Source organism: Paenibacillus sp. FSL M7-1046 (assembly GCF_038007405.1).
In the GTDB taxonomy this organism is placed as follows: domain Bacteria; phylum Bacillota; class Bacilli; order Paenibacillales; family Paenibacillaceae; genus Paenibacillus_AQ.
In genome coordinates this window covers 1,840,335-1,861,516 of sequence record NZ_JBBOXB010000001.1, presented here as the reverse complement: position 1 = coordinate 1,861,516, position 21,182 = coordinate 1,840,335, and the positions used below count along the sequence as shown (strand labels likewise).

At 51.1% G+C, this 21,182-nt stretch carries 19 protein-coding genes and 1 riboswitch; of the genes, 10 read left to right on the top strand and 9 right to left on the bottom strand.

Annotated elements, in window-relative coordinates; translation table 11 throughout:
- Nucleotides 1-32 precede the first annotated feature (32 nt).
- Nucleotides 33-2,900 (bottom strand): 2-oxoglutarate dehydrogenase E1 component, encoded by a 2,868-nt coding sequence (locus NYE29_RS07985; RefSeq protein ID WP_340895257.1) that lies wholly within the window; start codon nt 2,898-2,900, stop codon nt 33-35.
- 488 nt (nt 2,901-3,388) lie between these two features.
- A riboswitch (cyclic di-GMP riboswitch) is annotated at nt 3,389-3,473 on the top strand.
- 27 nt (nt 3,474-3,500) lie between these two features.
- Between NYE29_RS07985 and NYE29_RS07980 the strand changes: the two genes are divergently transcribed.
- Entirely contained in the window at nt 3,501-3,653 is a 153-nt protein-coding gene (locus NYE29_RS07980) for an anti-repressor SinI family protein (RefSeq protein WP_081965649.1), read from the top strand.
- Between the two features lie 99 nt (nt 3,654-3,752).
- Here NYE29_RS07980 and NYE29_RS07975 read toward each other — a convergent pair whose 3' ends face one another.
- Nucleotides 3,753-4,085 (bottom strand): helix-turn-helix domain-containing protein, encoded by a 333-nt coding sequence (locus NYE29_RS07975; RefSeq protein ID WP_038585105.1) that lies wholly within the window; start codon nt 4,083-4,085, stop codon nt 3,753-3,755.
- Nucleotides 4,086-4,506: 421 nt separating this feature from the next.
- On the opposite strand from NYE29_RS07975, the gene NYE29_RS07970 reads away from it, so the two are divergent.
- The 4 genes from NYE29_RS07970 to NYE29_RS07955 all read left to right on the top strand — a co-directional run bounded on the left by NYE29_RS07970 (nt 4,507) and on the right by NYE29_RS07955 (nt 7,713).
- On the top strand, nt 4,507-5,607 hold the full coding sequence (locus tag NYE29_RS07970) for a hypothetical protein (protein ID WP_340895254.1): 1,101 nt from the start codon (nt 4,507-4,509) through the stop codon (nt 5,605-5,607).
- Nucleotides 5,608-5,625: 18 nt separating this feature from the next.
- Nucleotides 5,626-6,219 carry a signal peptidase I SipW gene (gene sipW / locus NYE29_RS07965; protein WP_340895252.1) on the top strand — a complete coding sequence of 198 codons (594 nt, stop codon included), beginning with the start codon at nt 5,626-5,628 and terminating at the stop codon, nt 6,217-6,219.
- Nucleotides 6,220-6,305: 86 nt separating this feature from the next.
- The gene (locus NYE29_RS07960; protein WP_076111630.1) at nt 6,306-6,809 is read left to right on the top strand and encodes a TasA family protein; all 504 of its coding nucleotides are present in this window, start codon (nt 6,306-6,308) and stop codon (nt 6,807-6,809) included.
- A gap of 82 nt (nt 6,810-6,891) precedes the next feature.
- A complete protein-coding gene (locus NYE29_RS07955; RefSeq protein ID WP_076111632.1) occupies nt 6,892-7,713 on the top strand; it encodes a TasA family protein in 822 nt (273 codons plus the stop codon).
- A 90-nt stretch (nt 7,714-7,803) separates the two neighbouring features.
- Here NYE29_RS07955 and NYE29_RS07950 read toward each other — a convergent pair whose 3' ends face one another.
- From NYE29_RS07950 to NYE29_RS07925, 6 genes are all read right to left on the bottom strand, one after another.
- Complete coding sequence (locus tag NYE29_RS07950; protein WP_340895251.1) at nt 7,804-8,781, bottom strand: aldo/keto reductase; 978 nt, start codon at nt 8,779-8,781, stop codon at nt 7,804-7,806.
- A 51-nt stretch (nt 8,782-8,832) separates the two neighbouring features.
- A complete protein-coding gene (locus NYE29_RS07945) occupies nt 8,833-9,045 on the bottom strand; it encodes a hypothetical protein (protein WP_340895250.1) in 213 nt (70 codons plus the stop codon).
- A 146-nt stretch (nt 9,046-9,191) separates the two neighbouring features.
- Entirely contained in the window at nt 9,192-9,755 is a 564-nt protein-coding gene (locus NYE29_RS07940; RefSeq protein ID WP_340895249.1) for a PadR family transcriptional regulator, read from the bottom strand.
- A 6-nt stretch (nt 9,756-9,761) separates the two neighbouring features.
- A complete protein-coding gene (locus NYE29_RS07935) occupies nt 9,762-11,282 on the bottom strand; it encodes an MDR family MFS transporter (protein ID WP_340895247.1) in 1,521 nt (506 codons plus the stop codon).
- A gap of 214 nt (nt 11,283-11,496) precedes the next feature.
- Entirely contained in the window at nt 11,497-13,335 is a 1,839-nt protein-coding gene (locus NYE29_RS07930) for a bifunctional diguanylate cyclase/phosphohydrolase (protein ID WP_340895246.1), read from the bottom strand.
- Between the two features lie 256 nt (nt 13,336-13,591).
- Nucleotides 13,592-14,179, bottom strand: a complete 588-nt coding sequence (locus NYE29_RS07925) for a DUF5317 domain-containing protein (RefSeq protein WP_038585121.1) — start codon at nt 14,177-14,179, stop codon at nt 13,592-13,594.
- 171 nt (nt 14,180-14,350) lie between these two features.
- Between NYE29_RS07925 and NYE29_RS07920 the strand changes: the two genes are divergently transcribed.
- The 3 genes from NYE29_RS07920 to NYE29_RS07910 all read left to right on the top strand — a co-directional run bounded on the left by NYE29_RS07920 (nt 14,351) and on the right by NYE29_RS07910 (nt 17,586).
- Nucleotides 14,351-14,692: a metal-sensitive transcriptional regulator gene (locus NYE29_RS07920; protein WP_038585124.1), complete on the top strand. Its 342-nt coding sequence runs from the start codon at nt 14,351-14,353 to the stop codon at nt 14,690-14,692.
- A 124-nt stretch (nt 14,693-14,816) separates the two neighbouring features.
- Entirely contained in the window at nt 14,817-15,017 is a 201-nt protein-coding gene (locus NYE29_RS07915) for a copper ion binding protein (protein ID WP_038585127.1), read from the top strand.
- Between the two features lie 115 nt (nt 15,018-15,132).
- Nucleotides 15,133-17,586: a heavy metal translocating P-type ATPase gene (locus tag NYE29_RS07910; RefSeq protein WP_340895241.1), complete on the top strand. Its 2,454-nt coding sequence runs from the start codon at nt 15,133-15,135 to the stop codon at nt 17,584-17,586.
- Between the two features lie 70 nt (nt 17,587-17,656).
- Here the strand turns inward: NYE29_RS07910 and NYE29_RS07905 are convergent, their stop codons facing one another.
- Entirely contained in the window at nt 17,657-18,577 is a 921-nt protein-coding gene (locus NYE29_RS07905) for a DMT family transporter (RefSeq protein WP_340895240.1), read from the bottom strand.
- A 205-nt stretch (nt 18,578-18,782) separates the two neighbouring features.
- On the opposite strand from NYE29_RS07905, the gene NYE29_RS07900 reads away from it, so the two are divergent.
- Together NYE29_RS07900 and nfsA are read left to right on the top strand one after the other, a co-directional pair.
- A complete protein-coding gene (locus tag NYE29_RS07900; protein WP_340895237.1) occupies nt 18,783-20,126 on the top strand; it encodes an aminotransferase-like domain-containing protein in 1,344 nt (447 codons plus the stop codon).
- Between the two features lie 108 nt (nt 20,127-20,234).
- Entirely contained in the window at nt 20,235-20,984 is a 750-nt protein-coding gene (gene nfsA, locus NYE29_RS07895) for an oxygen-insensitive NADPH nitroreductase (protein WP_340895234.1), read from the top strand.
- Nucleotides 20,985-21,182: the final 198 nt, after the last annotated feature.

Sequence of the window (21,182 nt, the reverse complement as noted above, 5' to 3'; positions counted from 1 at the left end):
AATAGTTAACGTTATCGTGACACCGTCCCTTTTCAGGAGGACGGTACAGCCGCTTGTACTTGCGAATTTAGTTTCAGGGCTTCCGTAACTATACGCCGCTGTTCAAAGCTATGCACATCGGCGTAACCGCTGGCCGGGCTGGAACGTTCCGGACGGCCGATATACTGCACTTTGACATTCTGCGGGGCGATGGCGCGCAGCCGTGGTTCGGCATAACTCCAACCGCCCATATTCTTAGGTTCTTCTTGTACCCAGATGATTTCCTGCAGGGAGCGGAAGGTGCTCAGATGAGCGGCCAGTTCCCGTTCCGGGAACGGGTAGAGCTGCTCCAGCCGCAGAATGTGCAGCCAGGACCAATCCTGCCCCTTGGCTGAATCCAGCTCGGCCTGCAGGTCGATAGCGACCTTACCACTGCAGACAACCAGCCGTTTAACCTCGCCGGGCTTGCTGCCCAGAAGCGGCTCCGGCAGGACCGGCTGGAAGCTTCCCGAAGCCAGTTCGGCTCCCGGGGAAGTGCTGCGTGTGTTGCGGATCAGGCTTTTCGGAGCCATGACCACCAGCGGGCGGGCATCCGATCTGCCGCACAGGGCAGCTTGGCGGCGGAGCAGGTGGAAATACTGCGACGCACAGGTCAGATTGGCTACAGTCCAGTTCTCTTCAGCCGACAGCTGCAAGAACCGTTCCAGCCTTCCGCTGGAATGCTCTGGTCCCTGGCCTTCGTAGCCGTGCGGCAGCAGAATCGCCAGGTTGCTGCGCTGGGTCCATTTGGCGCGTCCGGCAGCAATGAACTGGTCGATAATGACCTGCCCGGCGTTGGCGAAATCACCATACTGCGCTTCCCAGATGACAAAGGTTTCCGGGGCAAACACGTTATAGCCGTATTCATACCCGAGTACTGACGCTTCAGACAGCGGACTATTATACACCCCGAAGGAGGCGCTGGAGTCCTTAAGCTGATGCAGCGGAGAGAAAAGTGCCCCTGTATCACTGTCATGCAGCACCAGATGGCGGTGCGCGAAGGTGCCGCGCTGGGAGTCCTGGCCGCTGAGGCGAATCGGTGTGCCGTCCTTCAGAATCGTAGCGAAGGCGAGGGCTTCTGCGAGTGCCCAGTCAACACGTTCTCCATCATTCAAAGCGTCTTTGCGGCGCTGCAGAATCCGCTCCAGCTTCGGATAGACCTGGAAGCCGTCCGGCACCGACAGCAGCTCCCGGTTAATTTCCTGCAGGTTGTCAAGCGGAACCGCTGTAGGACGCTGCGGTGTACGTACGCTGTCCAGTGCAACTGCGGTTTTGGCCTCTGCGTTCTTATGCTTGCCTTCCTTCATCTTATCAAAGGCTTGCTGCAGTACGCCTTCAACTTCGGCGTTCATTGATGTAACGTCTTCAGCCGTAATAACTCTCTCCTCCTGCAGCCGTTCCGCGTACACTTTGTATACAGTAGGATGATTGCGCACTTTACCATAAACAATCGGCTGTGTCGTTTCCGGATCATCCATTTCATTATGTCCATGGCGGCGATAGCCGATCAAGTCAATCACGAAATCCTTCTTGAACAGATTGCGGTAGGCGCTGGCCAGACGGACGGCGGCAATGCAAGCCTCCGGATCATCGGCATTGACATGCACAATCGGAATTTCATAACCCTTAGCCAGGTCACTGGCATAGTGGGTAGAACGGGAATCTTCACTTTCCGTCGTGAATCCGATCCGGTTATTGACGATGATATGCACTGTACCGCCGTTCTGATAACCTTTAAGCTTGCCGATATTAAGGGTTTCGGCCACGATGCCTTCACCCGGGAAGGCAGCATCGCCATGCATCAGCACAGCCATGGCTTTATTCGTATTTAGCTTAGGCAGACCCGGAGTGCTGCGGTCTTCCTGGGCCGCACGCGTGAAGCCCTCAACCACCGGATTGACGAATTCCAAGTGGCTCGGATTGTTGGCCAGAGTGATCCGTGTACGGACGGTTTCTCCTTCACGGACGGCGCGGTCAGCGCCGAGATGATATTTCACATCGCCGGTCCAGCCGTAGTTGATGCCCATGGAGCCTTCGGAAGGGAACAGCTCCTTGTTCGGCGAATGATGGAATTCCGAGAAAATAATATCATAAGGTTTGCCCAGGATATGAGCCAGGACGTTGAGCCGTCCGCGATGCGCCATACCCATCAGGATATGTTCGGCACCGTCATGAGCGGCAGCACGCACGATTTCATCCAGCATCGGCACCAAGGTGTCATTGCCTTCCAGGCTGAAGCGTTTCTGGCCGACAAAGGTTTTATGAAGGAAAGTTTCGAACTGCTCTACCTGAATCAGTCTTTTCAGCAATTCTTTGCGCTCTGTGTTGTTTAGAGGCGCGGGAGAGCTGGTAGATTCCGCCTGGCTGTTCAGCCAGCGCAGCTCCTGCTCGTCACGCACATGCCCGAATTCATAGGCAATGGTCTGCGTGTAGGCCTGGCGCATCCGGTGAACGGCATCCCAAGCAGTATGAACGTCATTCGGGGCATTCTCCCAGATCAGCGAGGCGGGCATAGCCATTAAATCCTCGCGGGTCAGATCATAGGTTTCGTACTCCAAATATTTCGCCATCGGATTGTTTCCCCGGTCCAGCGGGTCGATATTGGCGGCCATATGGCCATGTATGCGGATATTGGCGATCAGCTTGGAGGCCCTTACGGCCTTTCTAAGCCACTCAGTATCTCCTGAAATCACAGGCAGCGGTGCCTGTTCGGCATCAGGAGCCAATGGAGGGGGGCCGGAAAGGGTGAAGAGATCGCGGTAATTATGCTCTACTAAAGTTGGATCTTTTACAAATTGCTCATATTTCTCTTGGATGTAACCCAGATTGGGTCCGTAATACTTGCTCCACACAGTTTCGTTATAGGGATCTTTGGCTGCCATGAATACATCCTCCTAACGGATGAACTCCACGCGCGCCAAAATTTCGCCGGCGCCCTTGTGGAGCTTCGATGTTTGCGGTTTCATTCCTCATCTTATTGTGCAACTTTCAAGGCGGGTAATCAATTCATACTTTGGTTGAATCCGTTCGCAAAACGGTATGATTCAGTGCCTAATTCATACAGAACTATTATAAGTTTGGTTTCTTAACTATATGAAAATGATGCGGCGGTGTGATTGAAATGAACGAAATAAAAATGTTGTTTTCAGTTTTCATATATACATACATACATAGATAAAGAGGCTTGTTCTACAATTTTTTTGGGTTATCGAGTAATTCATACAAGCTGTTGGCAAAATAATCAATTATTTTCCGTTTCTATTTATACAATATTCCCATAAATCGACACACTTTTCGTGTAAGATATTGTATAATGTTATTGCGGATAACGGTTTCATGAATTTCTAGCCAGATCCTTTCATGTAAAGGATCCAGTAAAGGGTAAACCTGCCGAAAGACAGGGGCACAAAGTCTCGGGTCTAATGTAGAAATACTACGACGGCCGGACTGCCTGGGGACGCGTAATCTTAGGAGGAGATTTCTTGGATAAGTCCAACCAGGGGAACAACGGAGAACTGCAGACAGTTGATCTGGATTTAGAATGGGTATATTTGCTGATGTCGGCTAAGCAGGCGGGCATCAAAGCGGATGAAATCCGCCAATTTTTTAATGAGAAGACTTTACAGGCGATGTAGCGGTTGGTTGCTAAAAGTTTTGTACATACAGAAAGGGCATAGCGGATCTCTCCGCTGTGCCCTTTCTGTATGACCGGCAGTAGAAGGAACCTGCATGAATCAGGAATCCTTCTGCTCCAGCCGCCATTTTTGATAGTCCAAGAACTCTTTGAATTCCCGCTTGCTTATACCCGAAGCCATAGCTTCCAGTACGAGCCGGGACCATTCTCCATCCAGAGGTGACTCCTGCACATCGGAAGGCTCGCCGTAAAGCAGCGCATGAATGGACACCTGAAGTGCGTCAGCGATTTTTTCAATAAATTGAATAGAGGGGTTAGATTGTATATTTCTTTCCACATTGCTTAAGTATGATTTCGCCACATCAGCCTTATCCGCAAGCTCCGAAAGAGACAAGCCTTTTTCCAGACGGAGATGGTGGATGCGACTTCCCATATTATCTGGCACGATAAAAACGCCCCTCCGTACTTTTTGTTACAGTATAACAAATAACCGGAAGACGGACAAAGCACTATAGAATCAGTTCCGGTATGAATGATCCCCCTTTTATGTCGTTTCCACTCCACATCCCCATTATTTTTATTCCCTCTGCGGTATCATTTAGATTTTTCATGCGAAAACGTTCGTTAAAAAGTACGATAAGCTGAGGAAAATGAAGCTAAAAGCAGAAAATTAACTATAAATCGTTCTTTATTAAGAATATTGCAACAAAATGAGATTTTTGATTTGTAGGAGTAATGGCATATACTTACGTCATAGTTCTTAATAACGAACGAATAACGTTCGTCATAAAGGCTGGGTGTTAATAGATTACTTTGTTTGCAGGAAATTGCAAGCAGCTAAAGGAGAGGCTCCTGTGAGGCTTTCACGTTCTTCCCGGAATAGAAATATCCGTCGGTATACGCTTCCCCAAATTGCAGGGATCGTAGTGATTTCGGCTTATGGCATCGGCCAAATTACAACGCCCACGTATGCATTGCTGACTAACGTCGCAGCAACCGAATCCTCCAATATCACCACAGCATTTGTGTTTCCAAGCACGGTCGATCATATTGCCAACCAAGCCAGCGAAGCGATGAAGCTTGCTGCCTGGCAGCGTGAAGCGGCGAGAGAGGTGCTGGCGGAGATAACGGATAAGAATACGGACTCGGAGACCGCAGAGGGACGTATTGGAGGTATTCAAGAGGCTGCTGCACAAACGCGTGAGGCTGCGGCCGGCGCGGCTGCTTTTTTAGCTGAGCTTCAAGGCTATCTAACACGCTCGCAATTAGAGCTGGAGCAGCAAGTCAATGAAGTGAACCAGAGACTTTCTCCATATGAGGTCGATTTTAATCAATTAACAGCCGCACAAAATAACGATATCCCGGTATTCGAACAATTGCTCAGCCAAGCCAATCTAACGCTGGGCGAATTTCAGGAGATGGTTAGAAAGCTAAGCTCCATCAGAAGAGTGGACGCTTATGTGCAGGCAGCCTATCATCAGGCATCGAACGCGGCCGAACAGGCTAGGAGTTATGCGGACGAAACCTCGTTGATGCATACAGAGGCCGCTGACGTAATCCAAGGACTGAAAGAGGCTGAGAAGAAGGCGAAGCTCGAAGCGGAAGAAAAGGCGAAGCTCGAAGCTGAGAAAAAGGCGAAGCTCGAAGCCGAGGAGAAAGCGAAGCTCGAAGCTGAGAGGAAGACGAAGCTCGAAGCCGAAGAGAAGGCGAAGCTCGAAACTGAGGATAAAGCGAAGCTCAAAGCCGAGGATAAAGCGAAGCTCGAAGCTGAGGATAAAGCGAAGCTCGAAGCTGAGGAGAAGGCGAAGCTCGAAGCTGAGGATAAAGCGAAGCTCGAAGCCGAGGAGAAAGCGAAGCTCGAAGCTGAGGAGCAAGCAAAGCCTGAAGCCCCTGCCCCGGACGCGAATCCTGACAGCATAACGGTAAAAATAGGCGAAAAGCAAGGCGTATTCTAAACAAGGCGGTGCTCTCCAGTGATACTTAAATGGACTCGTAACCTATTGATGTATGTGTTAATTCTCATTTTTCTACTTACGCTGGTATCTGCAATCACTAGCCGGATGAATGGCGGAACACCCAAGATTCTGGGCAAGGAAATTCTAACGGTGCTCTCCGGCTCCATGGAGCCCGGAATCCAGACGGGGGCTGTCATTGCCGTCAAACCGGTGAGTGAACAGAGTCAGGGATCTTTTAAACCAGGAGATGTAATCACTTACAAAGCCCTGGATGGATCAAACAGCCTGATTACCCACCGCATTGTCAGCGTGCTCGGCTCGGGAGAAAACACCCGGTATATCACCAAAGGCGACAATAACGATGCGCAGGATGCAGATCCTATTCCTTCGAGTAATGTTGTTGCACAGTACGCGGACTTTACCGTTCCGTTTCTGGGATATTTCATGAACTGGGTAAAATCGACCGCCGGGATTATTGTCGTAATGGTTATTCCGGGAATTTTCCTCGTCATCTCTTCCCTTATTACAATCTTCAAATCGATCATGCGCATGGAGGATCCTGTAGAGGTGCAGCTTGCGCCCGGAGAATCCCCGCCTGTTACGAACGGTTGATGCTTCTCCTAACGTGGTTAGGGAAGATTCAATAAATAATTCATAACATACTCCATTCATGGAGATCCAGGAGGAGACAAATAACAATGGCAAATCTCAAAAAAACGATGGCAATGGCAATGGCGACTACAGCACTGGGGGCAACATTAATTGCCGGGGGATCCTTCGCTATCTTTACGAGTTCCGCACAGAATACAGGCAATACGTTTGCTGCTGGCACGCTCAAGATTGAACTGGATAAGAAGGATGAAGCTCAGCAGAAATATTTCAACATCACAAATTGGGCTCCGGGAGATTCTGAAATCCAGCCTGTAGTAGTTAGTAACAAAGGAACGCTTGAGCTGCGTTATGATCTCTCGCTGGCTGCAGGCGGCGACCTCGGCGGCGGAGCAACCCCGCTGGTCATTACCGCGTACTCTGATGCGGCTGGAACGGTACCGCTTACCGTCGCCGACCGTGTGCTTGCTGTGGGCGGATCGGAGACGATTTATGTCAAAGCAGAGTTCCCGAAAGCAGCTGACAACAGCTACCAAGGTAAGTCGGGTACAGCCTCCATTAAAGTAGATGCAGAGCAGACTAAAAATAACTAAGCACTATAACGAACGGGTCTATAACTAAAAATCAAATAAAAAGGGGGTTGCCCCCCTTTTTTAATAAGGAGAGCTTACTTCAATGATGAAAAAGAAAAAAATGCTGATTGCCGCATTTTCCTCCGTGGTGCTGCTCTGCGCCGCCATTGGTGGAGGCACGTATGCCTTGTTCACCAGCTCCGCCCAAAACACCGGCAACACCTTTGCTTCCGGTACGTTGTCCTTAAGTACTCACCGCAATGACGTGCCGGTTGAAGGCCCGATGTTCTATACGGGCGACTCCGATGCCGGACGTATGGGAACAGGATTGTGGGCACCGAAAGATACCCACACCCGCGCCATGCTGATCAAAAATACCGGAACGCTGGATGCCAAACTGACCGATCTGATTGCCATCCCGGAAGGAACACCTGCACAGCAGGCCGATGCGCTCGCATTCGGTGAGCAAGCGGTAGTTACTGTAGCCGCTTTGGCTGCACCAGGCGGCGTCACTCTTAATGCCGATGCACTCAATGAGGTGAACGAAGCTGCAGACCGGCTGTTCAAATCGTTGATTAACGGTCCTTCCTTCCTGAAGGCACTGGCACGCAACGGACAGGAAGCCTTCGCAATTGCCAGAGAAGCCGTGCTCGACTGGACATACCGCGTAGACAATAACGGCCAGACTGTACTGGTTAGCGTTTCCGATGCTTATGTAGGTTCACTTAAGGATTTGTACAACAGCGGGGCAGGCCGGGATGCCAACCTCCCGAACCTGATTCTTCCTGCCAAGAAGACGATGCATCTGGCCTATAACGTGACTTTTGTTGATGATACGGGCCTCGGCTTTGATAATGACAGTCTGCAAGGCAAATCGGTTAACTTCACCTTCAAGAACAACTTTGAGCAGGTGAAGAATAATTAGAATCAGGAATAGAACATAAAAGGAGCGTCATCTCCGGCTTCATGAACCGGAGATGACGCTCCTTTTGGTATGCGAATGAGGATGTGAGGCTTACGGCAGCTTCTCGCCGCGCGAGCTGACATACAGGTCGTACCATTCCTTGCGCGTAAGCTCCAGCTTGTCCGCGCCCGCACAGGCGGCGATCCGCTGCGGATTCACCGTCCCGATTACCGGCTGGATGGCCGCAGGATGAGTCATCAGCCAAGACAGGACAATCACTTCAGGGGTGGTGTTCTTCTGTTCGGCGAGCGTTTGGACCATTGCCGCCGTGTTCACGACACTCTCAGGCTGGCCTGTAAGTGAACGCCCGCTGAATAAGCCTTGGGCCAGTGGACCCCACGCCTGCAGCTGGATGTTCTGCGTCCTGCAGTATTCGAGGGTACCTTCGGGAAAGGTGATGTCTTTCCAGGGTTCACGGTTTACGCTGACCATGGCATCCAGCCAGCTTATTTTGGCCAGACTCATGTGCAGCTGGTTCACGACGAACGGTTCGTCACAATAATGCTCCAGCAGCCGGATCTGGGCGGCACTCATGTTGGAAACGCCGAAGTGACGCACCTTTCCCGCCGCTTTGAGTTTCCGCAGCGCTTCGGCTACTTCTTCGGGGTCCATAAGCGGATCGGGACGGTGCAGCAGCAGAATATCAATATATTCCGTGCCCAGCCGGGAGAGGGTTCCGTCGACACTCTTCAGAATATGCTCCCCGGAGAGGTCGAAGCTGTTAGAGGTATCGCCTGGCTCAATCAGCTTGATGCCGCATTTGGACTGGATAATAATCTCTTCCCGCAGTCCGGGGCGGTCTTTGAAGAGCTGTCCGAATACCTTTTCCGCTTTTCCGCGGGTGTAGATATCTGCATGATCAAAAAAGTTGATTCCAATGGACAGGGCAGCCTCAACAGCCTCATGTCCCTGTCTGACATTCCCGGCAGTGACCGGCTCATGGTCCCAGCCTCCGCCCAGTCCCATGCAGCCCAGAGCAATGCGGCTGGCTGGAATCCCGCGCGTATGCAGTGGCAGCGTTTTCAGCAATAATATCCCTCCGTGAAATAGGATTAACGTTATACCGGATATTGTACACCTTTAGAAACCGGTATGGTATTTTTTGTCGCTGGAGGAGCGGTGTTTCGTGCCCTCTTTATCCTTCTCTTCTTCTTTCTCCAGCTTCAGGTCTTCCAGCGGAATCGGATCCACATTTTGCTCGCTTTCGTCCAGGTCGAACAGACTGGGAGTGTCGGTTGGATACTGCTCGGGATGGTCGCGTTTGTCTCCTTGAAATTTCTTTTCTTCACTCATGTGTGAGTTCCTCGCTCTCTTATAAGTTAGGAGGCGGAGTTGCCCTATATATCCGCCTGGTGTTCAGTTGCAGTTGCTCGTTAATAAACGGTTTTGACCGGTGTTAAACAGCAAAGAGGCCCCTGAGGGCCTCCAGTGTATAACGTTTATTGCAAATCGAGCGGTGTTCCAATGTCACTGAGCTTGCGGGCGGCTACGTCGTCATAGAGCCGCTTAAGCCACTTCAGCTCAGTGAGGCTATGCTCATATCTGCCGTACATCAAGTGCAGCGCGGACCGGGGGACGATGGAGATATGCTCCTCGTACACCTGATAAGCATAATTGACCTGATGCTCAACTTCGCGTATCCGCTCCTGCAGCAGCTTCTCCACCTTGCCCTGATCGATGTACCGCGAGAGCGCAAGAGCCATGTACAGCGGGTGAAAGACCTCATCGGTCTTCTTGATCTGCTGAATGACAAGCTGTTCGAACAGGGCTTTGCCCTTATCGGAAATCCGGTAGATGGTCTTATCCGGGCGGTCGTTGCTGGAGATGGTCTCTACAGCTTCGATATGTCCCTCCTGTGCCAGTTTATCAACAGCGTAGTACAGCGACCCCATCTGCAGCTTTATCATCCGGTCATACATGCGCTCTTTCATTACGAGTGTAATCTCATAGGGATGCCTGTCCTTCTCCAGCAGCAGCCCGAGAATGACCATCTTCATGGACATTTCCGCTTACCCTCTTCCGCCCGAAGGCTGAGTTTCCTTACTGTGATCGGTGAGCCGGTCTTTAGGCATCAGCAGTACAAAGGCCAGACCCAGCACCGCCGGAATCAGCGCCCACATAAAGGTGTGGGCAATGGAGCTGGACAATGCGCCCGTAATCTTCTCCAGTACCGGAGCCGGAATTTGTGCTCTGGCTTCCGGTGTCAGGGCGGCGCGTGGATCGCCGAACGAGGAAGCTTCGGCACCACCGCCAAAGGCATCACTAAGGCTGCTTGTGAATCCGTTGCGCTGGATAATTCCGAAGATGGTAATGCCCAGCGTCATGCCCAGAGAACGCATGAAGGTACTGGTAGAAGTAGCCGAACCGCGCTGGCGCATCTCGAAATGATGAATCGAGGACATGCTGAGCACGGAGAAGGAGAAGCCTACACCGAAGCCGGTCAACGCCATAAATACATTAAGCAGCAGGCGGGAAGTATCCGGCGACAAGGTGCTTAAGGAGAAGACGCCTGCCACAAAGCAAACGGCTGACAGCATCATAATATTGCGGAAGCTGGTTTTGGTGGTGAGCAGCCCCCCGGTCTGGCTGCCGATTACCGTGCCGATCATCATCGGCATCAGAATCAGTCCCGAGTTGGTGGCGGAACCTCCATATACACCCTGTACATAAATCGGGATATACACGGTAGCTACGATAAAGGCCGAGCCGTAGAATAAACCGATGATGCTGCTCGTTGCAAACAGCTTCTTGCGGAACATGGCGAAGGATATAATCGGTTCGGCTGCTGTCCGTTCTATAAAGAGGAACGCAATCAGCAGTACTGCGAAGCCGGCGAATAAGCCAAGGATGACCGGGGAGTCCCAGGCATATTCATTGCCGCCCAGCTCAAGGGCGAACATCAGGCAAATGACGGAGCCTACAAGGGTAAAAGCTCCACCCCAGTCGATCCGCTGCTTGGCATGGGAGACGGATTCCTTATAGAACATGGAGATAAGAATAAAAGCGACAATGCCGATCGGCAGGTTGATATAGAAGATCCACTGCCAGCCGACATACTCAGTAATGTAGGCTCCGAGCAAAGGGCCGATTACACTGGAGATGCCGAAGACGGCACCAAAAAGTCCGGTCAGCTTGCCTCTTTTTTGCGGCGGATAAATATCAAATACGATAGTGAAGGCGATTGGCATAAGTGCGCCGCCGCCCACGCCTTGAATAGCGCGGTAGATGCTAAGCTGCGTGATGCTGGTTGCGATCCCGCAGAGTGCCGAGCCGGCCAGAAACACGACGAGGCCAAAAATGAAGAAACGCTTGCGCCCGTACATATCGGACAGCTTGCCGAAGATCGGCGTTCCGGCCATGACCATGACCATATAAGCCGAGGTGACCCAGACGATTTTATCGAGTCCGCCAAGATCGGAAACAATAGTACCCATAGCTGAGGCAACAATGGTATTGTCCATAGCGGACATTAGAATACCAAGCAGAAGACCGACAACTACAAGTTTGAGATTGCTTTCTTTAGTGTGCATGCTTCGCAGACTCCTTTTTGTAAAGTTAATGATTTCCTTAAGGAAAAACGGCAAGTGGAACAGAACTCATTATATTCAAATTTGAATAGGTGAGCAAGAGTTATTTTTTTAGGGGGAATTAAGTAATTAAAGTATAGCTTTTTGTATTGTGGTCAGGATTGGGGGCTTCTAGACGAGGGAACAAAAAAAGAGCTACGGCCGGGGAACTCTGCAACTATATAGCTGCATCTCCGGCGCTAAGCTCTCTGGCTTCAATATAGGTAATGAAAAATTCAGTCAGTTCAGGGTCGAATTGGCTTCCCGCACAAGCTCTCAGCTCAATGATCGCCTCCTCCACGGACTTGGTTGGCTGGTAGGGCCTTTCCGTAGTCATGGCGTCAAAGGAATCGATAATGGTCAGCATCCGGCATAAGCGGGGAATTTCCTCACCCTTAAACCCGTAGGGATATCCCTTGCCGTCATACCGTTCGTGATGCAGCTCGATGTAGGGGGCGAGATCCTTGAATTTGTCGTTGGTGAGCGCCATTTTTTTGCCCCAGGTGACATGCCACTTGACCATTTCCCACTCCTCAGGCTCCAGCTTGTCTTTCTTATTGAGGATGCCCCACGGAATTTCCAGCTTGCCGATATCATGGATCAGCGCGCCGAGTGTGAAGTTTCTTTTGGAAAGGGCGTCGATGTCGAGCAGCTCACTGATATCCATCGCATAGCGGAATACGCGTTTGGAGTGGCGGAAGGTCTCCATATCCTTATACATAAACAGGTTCAGCTGCTGCTCGATGTCGCGTACATCCTGGCTGAAGTCAAGCTCCTGCTCCAGTGAGGAGTATGCTCCATACGTATGCACTGTATTCTTGCCCTGGCGCTTGGAATAGTAGAGAGCCTGGTCGGCCTGGTCGACGAGCTGTGATTTATCGTGGATATCGCTGGTGCAGGAGGCAATGCCGACGGAAAAGGCGAGGCAGCCAAGCGGGAAAATTTCAACGCCGTCAAACCGGCTGTTGTTCAGCTTTTTGCGCAGCTGGTCGATATAAACACGGGCTTGCAGGATATCGTAGGCCGGCATGAGCAGCGTAAATTCCTCACCGCCATAGCGGGCGGCAATAATCCCATGCTGCTGGGCTTCGCTCTTAAGCGTCTCACCGACAAATGCGATCAGCTTGTCCCCCTGCAGATGGCCGAAATGGTCATTATATTTCTTGAAGTCGTCAAGGTCGATCATGGCGAGCGAAAGCGGAACGCCCGATGCCCTTGATTTCTGGATTTCCTGTTCCAAAGCTTCCTCAAAGTAGCTGTGATTGAATAGCCCGGTCCGCTGATCGGTATTGGCCCGTTCCTCAATGCTGCGGTACATGGAGAACAATCTCTTGAAGGAGTAGCAGAGCAGCGTGCTCAGGCACAAGAATAGGACAAGCCCGAAAAAGCTGTTATGGACGATCAGTACAACGAGAACCAGAGAAAGAACCAATGTGCACAGATAAACGACGAAAGAATCTTTTATAATATCCTTAATCGTCTCATAAAGGGTGCCTTTATATATGATGTAGTAATATAGTCCGATCAAGAGGGTGTTACCTATAAAATAGACCGCAAGTGTCATCAGATAAGCCGGCAGTTCGTCATTGATCAGCGGTCCGGGATGTCCTCCAAACAAATCAAAGGTGTAGGAAGAAAGACAGATCATAATCGAGTAAATCGAGAAATTCGTCAGGTGTTTCCACCAGCTGGTGCTTGTGTCAAAAAAGAAAAAGATCAGGCAGTTGAGAAGAAGAACAGTCAAAGTGGTAGAGCCGCCAAAGACAAAAATGCAGGCCAAATACACCGCTGATTCCATGGTCAGTTCGTTGCCCTCCGGAGGAAGCTGCACCAGGGAAAAGGTGAGTATTAAACTGGCTCCGGTAAGCGCATAAATCCATACCCACCTTGGGGTTGGATACTGCAGAAATTCCAAATGATTGCTATACGTGAAAAGCGCTACTCCCAGAAGAGATATGAGCAGTGCATAGATATGGCCTGAATTAATATTGCCTGCAAACGTTTTAAGCTTGGTCATGATTACCCCTCTTTATTAACAAAATGTGCCTGTGTACATAATAATGGTTTTAGGGATAAATGAATAGTAATTTGCAAAGAAGCAGGCTGTTTTCAGCCTGCTTCTTGTGGAGCAATTAGTGTCCGCCGATTCTGAAACCCGAAGTAAGAGCGATAACTACGGAAGCTACAATAATAGCATTGATCGCAAGACGGGAATATTTGATGCCTTCCAGTTTCTTTTTCATGGGAACTCCTCCTTTCACTTGGTTAACGGCTTATCCCTGTACTTTGGGCAATGTTTTCAGGTCTGCAGCAGCCGGTGTCATTATCGACAGAATGTAGAGGAAAATCCCGAGATTCATCACTACATCTCCGATGCTAATCGCCTGGGTACGCGGATAAGGGCTGGACAGGGGGATGATATCGCCAAGAAACGGCAGGCGTGTTGAGGCGTCAAGCAGATAGTGCTTGGTCACCACATCGCCGCTCTGCAGCATCTCCAGATAAACCGGATCGAGTACAGAAGCCGCTTCAAAGGATACCGGCATTCTCCCTCCGTTGACGAGCATAACCAGGAAGTTAAGGAATACACCCGTCATAATGAGCCAGAATCCTTTGTTGTGCCGGTTCAACCATAAAAAAATCAGCCCAACCACATACACAGCGGTAAAGATATAACCGCTGGCTGCGGCTACAGTGGACGACCGCTCCTGAATATAATACATAAAAAATTGGAATACCAGTAGCAGCGGGAAGATCCATCCTGCCTTGAGCCGAATGTTGCTGAACTGGACGAGGCCGTGTCTTAAACCGCCCCGGAAGAACCCTACAATTAGACCAAGAATGATGCCATCGTAAACCATTACCCTACCTGCCTCTGTTCAAGAATAGAAAATATGAAATAAATGGATCCCTGAGTCTTTCATTCGTTATGCTTCGTCAAAATACCTTTTTTAGGAAAATGATTTTTCTTGACATACCCATGGGGGGTATATTAGACTTAAGTAGCAGCCAGGATACAAGGAGGTGCGTAGATGGCGCCAAAAGAAGAGAAGCTGTCTCCTGAATCATGTGATAGCAGTTGTCATACCCCCGGAGAACGCAAGAGCCACCATTCACCGGAATTCAAGAATGGGCTCACGACCCGCCTCAACCGGATCGAAGGGCAGATTCGCGGCATCAAGGGCATGATTGAACGGGATACCTACTGTGACGATGTGCTTAATCAGCTCGCAGCAGTACAGGCTGCGTTGAATGGTGTCGGAAAGCTGCTGCTTGAAGGACATATGAAGAGCTGTATTATTGAGCGCATTGAAGCCGGTGAGCATGAGGTTATTGATGAGCTGCTGATCACGGTTAACAAGCTTATGAAATAAGGATTGTACGAAGTAGAATCAATGAAGTAAAGCCCACAAAACTAAGCGTATGCTTTCGAAGACAGTTTTGTACGAAGTAGAATCAATGAAGTTAAGCTCACAAAACTTTTAGGAGGTTTTTAATATGTCAAACGTAACGTTAACTGTAGAAGGAATGTCCTGCGGTCACTGTGTCAGTGCTGTGGAGAAAGCCGTAAGCGGTCTTGGCGCTGCCGCCAAAGTCGACCTGCCTGCGAAGACTGTCGCTGTTGAATACGATGAGAACAAGGTAAGCCTTAGTGCGATTAAGACAGCAATTGAGGACCAAGGATACGATGTGGTTTAAGTCGGATGAATGAATAGGAGGCTTGGGGCGGGGGAACTTTGCAGGTTCCGCAGGCTTCAGCCTTTTCTTTTACACAACAATATACCCCTAAGGGGTATGAGGAGGCGCGGAGATCGTGGAGAAGACGACAGAATCCGGCCTGCAGCAGACAACGCTGCAGATTACCGGCATGACTTGCTCGGCTTGCGCGGCCCGGATCGAGAAGGGGCTATCCCGGATGGAGGGGGTATCGCGGGCCAACGTAAACTTGGCACTGGAGCAAGCGACAGTGGGCTTTGATCCAGCGGTAGCGGGATTGCCGCAAATTGAAGAGAAGATCCGCTCGCTGGGATACGATACGCTGAAGGAGTCGGCAGATTTTGATATTACAGGAATGACCTGTGCCGCTTGCTCGGCAAGGATTGAGAAGGTGGTTGGGCGCATGCCCGGAATCGCGGCGGTCAATGTGAATCTGGCCCTGGAGACGGCGCATGTGGAATATACACCCGGAAACATCAGCACGGCTGAGATCATGGAGAAAGTAAGCAGCATCGGATATAAGGCTGCGCTGAAACAGGACCGCAAGGACACGGCCGATCAGCGCAGCCGGGAAATTGTGCGCAAGCGGAATAAATGGATCATTTCCGCAGTTCTGTCTTTTCCCCTGCTCTGGGCGATGGCGGCGCATTTCTCCTTCACTTCATGGATTCCGGCACCGGATATATTGATGAACCCCTGGTTCCAGCTTGTACTGGCGACCCCTGTGCAGTTCATTATCGGCTGGCAGTTCTATGTCAGCGCCTATAAGGCGCTGAAGAACGGCAGTGCCAATATGGATGTGCTGGTTGTTCTGGGCACCTCGGCTGCTTATTTCTATAGTCTGTACCTGACGATAGATTCCTTGTCGATGGCAGGCATGAGCCATTCGGTGGAATTATATTACGAGACCAGCGCGATTCTGATTACGCTGATTCTAGTCGGCAAATGGTTCGAAGCACTGGCCAAGGGCCGTTCCTCCGACGCCATTAAAAGCCTGATGGGCCTTCAGGCTAAGACGGCGCTGGTCATCCGTGACGGTGTTGAGCTCAGCATTTCTGTGGAAGAGGTCATTTCGGGAGATATTGTGCTGGTTAAGCCGGGAACGAAGGTGCCGGTGGACGGCGAGGTCGTTGAAGGGCTGTCATCTGTGGATGAATCCATGCTGACAGGCGAGAGCATTCCGGTGGAGAAGAAGCCGGGAGATACTGTCATTGGGGCAACACTGAACAAGAACGGAATGCTGAAGATTAAGGCACTCAAAGTTGGCCGTGACACCGCCTTGGCGCAAATCATCAGAGTAGTGGAGGAAGCGCAAGGCTCGAAGGCTCCGATTCAGCGGATTGCCGATGTGATTTCCGGCATCTTTGTGCCGATAGTGGTCGTAATTGCAGCTGTAACCTTTGGAGTCTGGTATATCTGGGGAGCGCCGGGCCAGTTCGCCGATGCACTGGAGAAAGCCATCGCTGTACTGGTCATCGCCTGTCCTTGTGCACTGGGTCTGGCTACACCAACCTCCATTATGGCCGGATCGGGACGCGCGGCTGAATTCGGGATTCTGTTCAAGGGCGGCGAACATCTTGAAGCCGCACAGGGGATCAAGACCGTTGTACTGGATAAGACGGGAACTGTAACCAGCGGCAAGCCAGTGCTGACGGATATTATAACGACAACGGGAATCGCCGCACATGGCAGAGTACTGGCCGAGAACCGGCTGCTGTCCGTTACGGCGGCTGCCGAGAAGCTGTCGGAGCATCCGCTGGCGGATGCCATCGTGGCTGGTGCTGCGGAAAGAAGCCTGGACCTGCCGGGTGCCGAGCAGTTTGAAGCGGTGCCGGGACGCGGCATTTCTGCGGTGGTTGATGGCCAGAGCATCCGTGTGGGAACACGGCGGATGATGGAAGAAAGCGGTGCAGACACCGGGCCGTGGACCGGGCTGATGCAGAAGCTGGAACAGGAAGGCAAAACGGCGATGCTGGTATCCGTGGACGGGGCCATTGCCGGGATTGTCGCGGTTGCCGATACCATCAAGGATACTTCGCGGGCTGCCGTAGCCAAGCTGCATGATATGGGCATTGAAGTGGTCATGATTACGGGAGACAACAAGCTGACAGCCGAGGCCATTGCCGGGCAGGCCGGCATCCGTACGGTGCTGGCCGAGGTTCTGCCGGAGGGGAAGGCTGCCGAGATCCGCAGGCTGCAGAGCGGGGGAACCAAGGTGGCGATGGTCGGGGACGGCATCAATGATGCCCCTGCCCTGGCCACTGCCGATACCGGTATGGCTATTGGTACCGGCACCGACGTAGCGATGGAAGCAGCGGATATTACCCTCATGCGGGGCGATCTGATGAGCATTCCGGATGCGATCCTGATGAGCCGTAAAACCATGACCAATATTAAGCAGAATTTGTTCTGGGCGCTTGCTTACAATACCATTGGGATACCGATTGCTGCGCTGGGCTTTCTGGCGCCATGGCTTGCCGGTGCGGCAATGGCCTTCAGCTCTGTATCGGTCGTGCTGAATGCGCTGCGGCTGCAGCGGGTTAAGCTGTAAATCTCATAATTTTCTCCACAAGGGGAATGCTCCATTATTGGAGCTGAACGGAAAAAAAAGCCGCCGGGCATTAAGCCCCGGCGGCTTTCTTGCGTCCCAGACGGTTGGTGCCAATAACCCCTGCAATAATCAGGAACGATCCGATCCAGTGATACACAGTGATGTTTTCCCCGAGAAAGACCGCCCCGGCCGCAATGGAGACGATAGTCGAGAGATTGGTGAACACACTCGTAAGGGAAGCTTCGATTTTGGACAAAATATAAGTTGATGTTAGGGTGGTGACGAGCGAAGCTATAATACCCAAGTAAAGGGTAGACAAGATAAAGGTGCTGCTGCCGAGCGGTTTGAAGAAATCGCCAAGCGTGCCGCTGGACACATGTCCGGTAAGCGAAATGATCAGGAATGTGGCGAAGCCAATTCCCATCATTAAATAGCTGAGTTCAGCGGGGCTGAAATGCCTGGAGAGTGACCGGGCCAGTACGCTGTATCCGGCAAAGGCCAGACAGGTCAGGAATAACAACACAATCCCGGTCATGTTGGACAGATTAATACTGCTCCCTTTCATGACAAAGATGAACACAACGCCGAATACGGACAGGAAGATACACAACTTCTGCAGAAGCGTCGTGCGCTCTTTCAAGAATATAGAGGCGATGATCATCGTCACAACCGGGGTGAAAGAATAGAGAATTCCTCCCTCGGCAGAGGTGGCATGCTGGAGTCCGAATACCTGGAGGGTGAAGAATCCGAGCGGGTACATGGCTGCCAGCAGCAGCGCTTTACCAATCGGCTTGCCGCTGTAGGATATTTTGACCCAGCCGAAGGCGACCGGGATCGACATCACTATAAACGAAGCCGCGAAGCGGTAGGTCAATGTATCGAGCGGTCCGGCATGACCGAGCGCTACTTTGGTGAATAAGAATGAGAATCCGATAATAACTGCGTTAAGCACGGCAAAGATATAAGCCAGCTTAAGTCCTTTTTGCAGCATAGTAGCATCTCCTTTTCGTTAACAGGACAGGATCGTATAAACGTCTTATCTGTTACTTTAAAATTAAAGGGAAATGCCTGCCCGAACAATACTGTTTTTCCATGACTGTACCGATACAGTTCGTTGATTGCTATATAATGAATAGAGACGAATAGTGGTAACATGAACTTACAGTTAGTGTAGAAGGCCATTCAGGAGGCGCATCATGAAAAAGTATCTTTCGGTCTTGTCCGACATGGAAAACCGGATCAGAGAGGGGCAATACAGCCCGGGGCAAAAACTGCCCTCTGTGCGTAGCAGTGCAGATTTCTACGGCTGCAGCATCAGCACTATTCTGCGGGCATACGGGGAGCTGGAAAGACAACATGCGATTTATTCTATTCCGCAGAGCGGATACTATATGGTTGAAAGGTCTGAAGATGCGGGGCCTGCCAGGGGCGGGGAGACGATTGATTTTGCCTCGGCCTCGCCTGATCTGAATGTGTTTCCGTATTTGGATTTTCAGCATTGTCTCAATAAAGCGATTGACAGGCACAAATACCACTTGTTCACCTATGGAGATGCGCTGGGACTGGGTACGCTGCGCCAGACTCTTGTGCCCCATCTGGCCGAATATCAGGTCTTTGCCAAGGTGGGGCAGATCATCATCACTTCGGGAACCCAGCAGGCGCTGGAGGTGCTGGCCAAGATGCCATTTCCGAATGGCGGGACAGAAATCCTTGTTGAACAGCCCGGATATGATCTGTACCTGCGTTATTTGGAGGCGGAGGGGATGCCGGTGAGCGGGATTGCCCGTTCGGCAGCCGGCATTGATCTGCGGGAGCTGGAGGAGAGGTTCAGCGGCGGGGGAATCAAATTCTTTTATACCATGCCCAGATATCATAATCCGCTCGGAACCTCTTTCAATACGGAGGAACGGAAAGCCATTGCCCGGTTGGCCGGCAAATACGATGTGTACATCGTTGAGGATGATTATATGGCAGACCTGGGTGCAGAGCGGCGCTTTGATCCTATTTATGCGTATGACCAGACTTCACATGTTATTTATTTGAAAAGCTATTCCAAAATCATTTTTCCGGGTCTCCGGCTTGGCGCGGCTGTTGTACCGGAAACCCTGTTTAAGACATTCTGCGCGTATAAAGGATACACGGACAATTCGTTATTGTCCCAAGCAGCCCTTGAGGTGTATATCAGGAATGGCATGTATGAGCATCACAAGCACAAAATAAAAGCTCTGTATGCCGAAAGAATCAGCGCAATGTACGAGGCACTCCAGCGGCACAATACGGAAGGACTGATTGAAGTGTCTTCGGACAGCTCCGGGATCTACATGCAGTATAAGCTGCCGGAGACAGTGAATTTGGATCGTGTGGTCAAGCGGCTCGCGCAGCGAAAGATCAGCGTCGTATCAGGCAAGGGATTCTATATGACCGGTTACGGGAACCGGGAGAAGTTTATGCGGATCAGCATTTCACGTGCCCGGCTGGACCAGATCGACGAAGGCGTCAAGGCTATTGTCCAGGAAGTGAAGCGCGGGGGCGGATGGTAAAAGTGAAGCCTGTATTCATTTGTTTATGCACTGATTTGTGTTCATAATATACTTGAAGTCCAGAAAAGAACGAAGTGCTAATAAGGAGAAAAGAGAGGCGAACAGATCATGAAACCGAATAACGAAACCCTTGAATTATTAAACCAGCATGTCTCCGTCCGCCAGTACCTGGACAAGCCGGTAAGTGAAGAACAGCTTGCTGCCATCATCGGCGCAGGCCAGATGGCTTCGACCTCCAGCAATGTCCAGGCTTATAGTGTCATTGCAGTCACTGAGCCCGTGCTTAAAGCCCAGCTTGCCGCCCTATCGGGCAATCAGGCTTATATCGAGCAGTGTCCGGTCTTCCTGGTCTGGTGTGCTGATCTGTACCGGCTGCATGAAACAACGGCACACTATTTGCAATCCGCCGAATCCTTCGATTCCACTGAAAATTTCATTGTTGCCACCGTTGACGCAGCGCTTGCGGCGCAGAACGCTGCCATTGCCGCAGAATCGCTAGGTATGGGCATCGTCTACATCGGCGGAGTCCGCAACAATATCGCCGAATTGTCGGAGCTGCTGAATCTGCCTGAACGGGTCTATCCGGTATTCGGCATGTGTCTCGGCTATCCTGCCGGGGCCTCCGGACTGCGTCCGCGTCTTCCGCTGGAAGCTGTACTGCACCGGAACGGCTATGACAAGGCCAAAACTGCCGGGCAGGTTGCAGCTTATGACGAAGTGTCGAGTGCCTATATGCGCGAGCGGACGGGCGGACAGAGTGATGCACCCTGGTCGGCTATGATGGCTAAACGTTTTGCGGAGCCGGCCCGCATGCATATGAAGGAATTTCTGCAGGAAAAGGGATTTATGCAAAAATAGCATGGTTATAAGCTTCTTGAAGCGATGCAAAGAGCCTCATGCCAAATGCTTGCCGTTTGGTGCGGGGCTTTTTGCCATGCGTTTATGGCAAGGTGACAGTTGTCATCTCAAAGGAATGACAGTCCATACTGATCTTATTTCCCCGTTTTTTATACCATAGAAATATAGATCAGGGCTTAAGATACGGGGGGAACGGAC

Bases quoted from the DNA above. Each gene is read 5' to 3' on its own strand.
- NYE29_RS07905 (WP_340895240.1), bottom strand. From the start codon at position 18,577: ATGCTGCAAAAAGGACTTAAGCTGGCTTATATCTTTGCCGTGCTTAAC.
- nfsA (WP_340895234.1), top strand. From the start codon at position 20,235: ATGAAACCGAATAACGAAACCCTTGAATTATTAAACCAGCATGTCTCC.
- NYE29_RS07960 (WP_076111630.1), top strand. From the start codon at position 6,306: ATGGCAAATCTCAAAAAAACGATGGCAATGGCAATGGCGACTACAGCA.
- NYE29_RS07945 (WP_340895250.1), bottom strand. From the start codon at position 9,045: ATGAGTGAAGAAAAGAAATTTCAAGGAGACAAACGCGACCATCCCGAG.
- NYE29_RS07975 (WP_038585105.1), bottom strand. From the start codon at position 4,085: ATGGGAAGTCGCATCCACCATCTCCGTCTGGAAAAAGGCTTGTCTCTT.
- NYE29_RS07900 (WP_340895237.1), top strand. From the start codon at position 18,783: ATGAAAAAGTATCTTTCGGTCTTGTCCGACATGGAAAACCGGATCAGA.
- NYE29_RS07935 (WP_340895247.1), bottom strand. From the start codon at position 11,282: ATGCACACTAAAGAAAGCAATCTCAAACTTGTAGTTGTCGGTCTTCTG.
- NYE29_RS07920 (WP_038585124.1), top strand. From the start codon at position 14,351: ATGGCGCCAAAAGAAGAGAAGCTGTCTCCTGAATCATGTGATAGCAGT.
- NYE29_RS07915 (WP_038585127.1), top strand. From the start codon at position 14,817: ATGTCAAACGTAACGTTAACTGTAGAAGGAATGTCCTGCGGTCACTGT.
- NYE29_RS07955 (WP_076111632.1), top strand. From the start codon at position 6,892: ATGATGAAAAAGAAAAAAATGCTGATTGCCGCATTTTCCTCCGTGGTG.
- NYE29_RS07985 (WP_340895257.1), bottom strand. From the start codon at position 2,900: ATGGCAGCCAAAGATCCCTATAACGAAACTGTGTGGAGCAAGTATTAC.
- NYE29_RS07925 (WP_038585121.1), bottom strand. From the start codon at position 14,179: ATGGTTTACGATGGCATCATTCTTGGTCTAATTGTAGGGTTCTTCCGG.
- NYE29_RS07940 (WP_340895249.1), bottom strand. From the start codon at position 9,755: ATGTCCATGAAGATGGTCATTCTCGGGCTGCTGCTGGAGAAGGACAGG.
- NYE29_RS07930 (WP_340895246.1), bottom strand. From the start codon at position 13,335: ATGACCAAGCTTAAAACGTTTGCAGGCAATATTAATTCAGGCCATATC.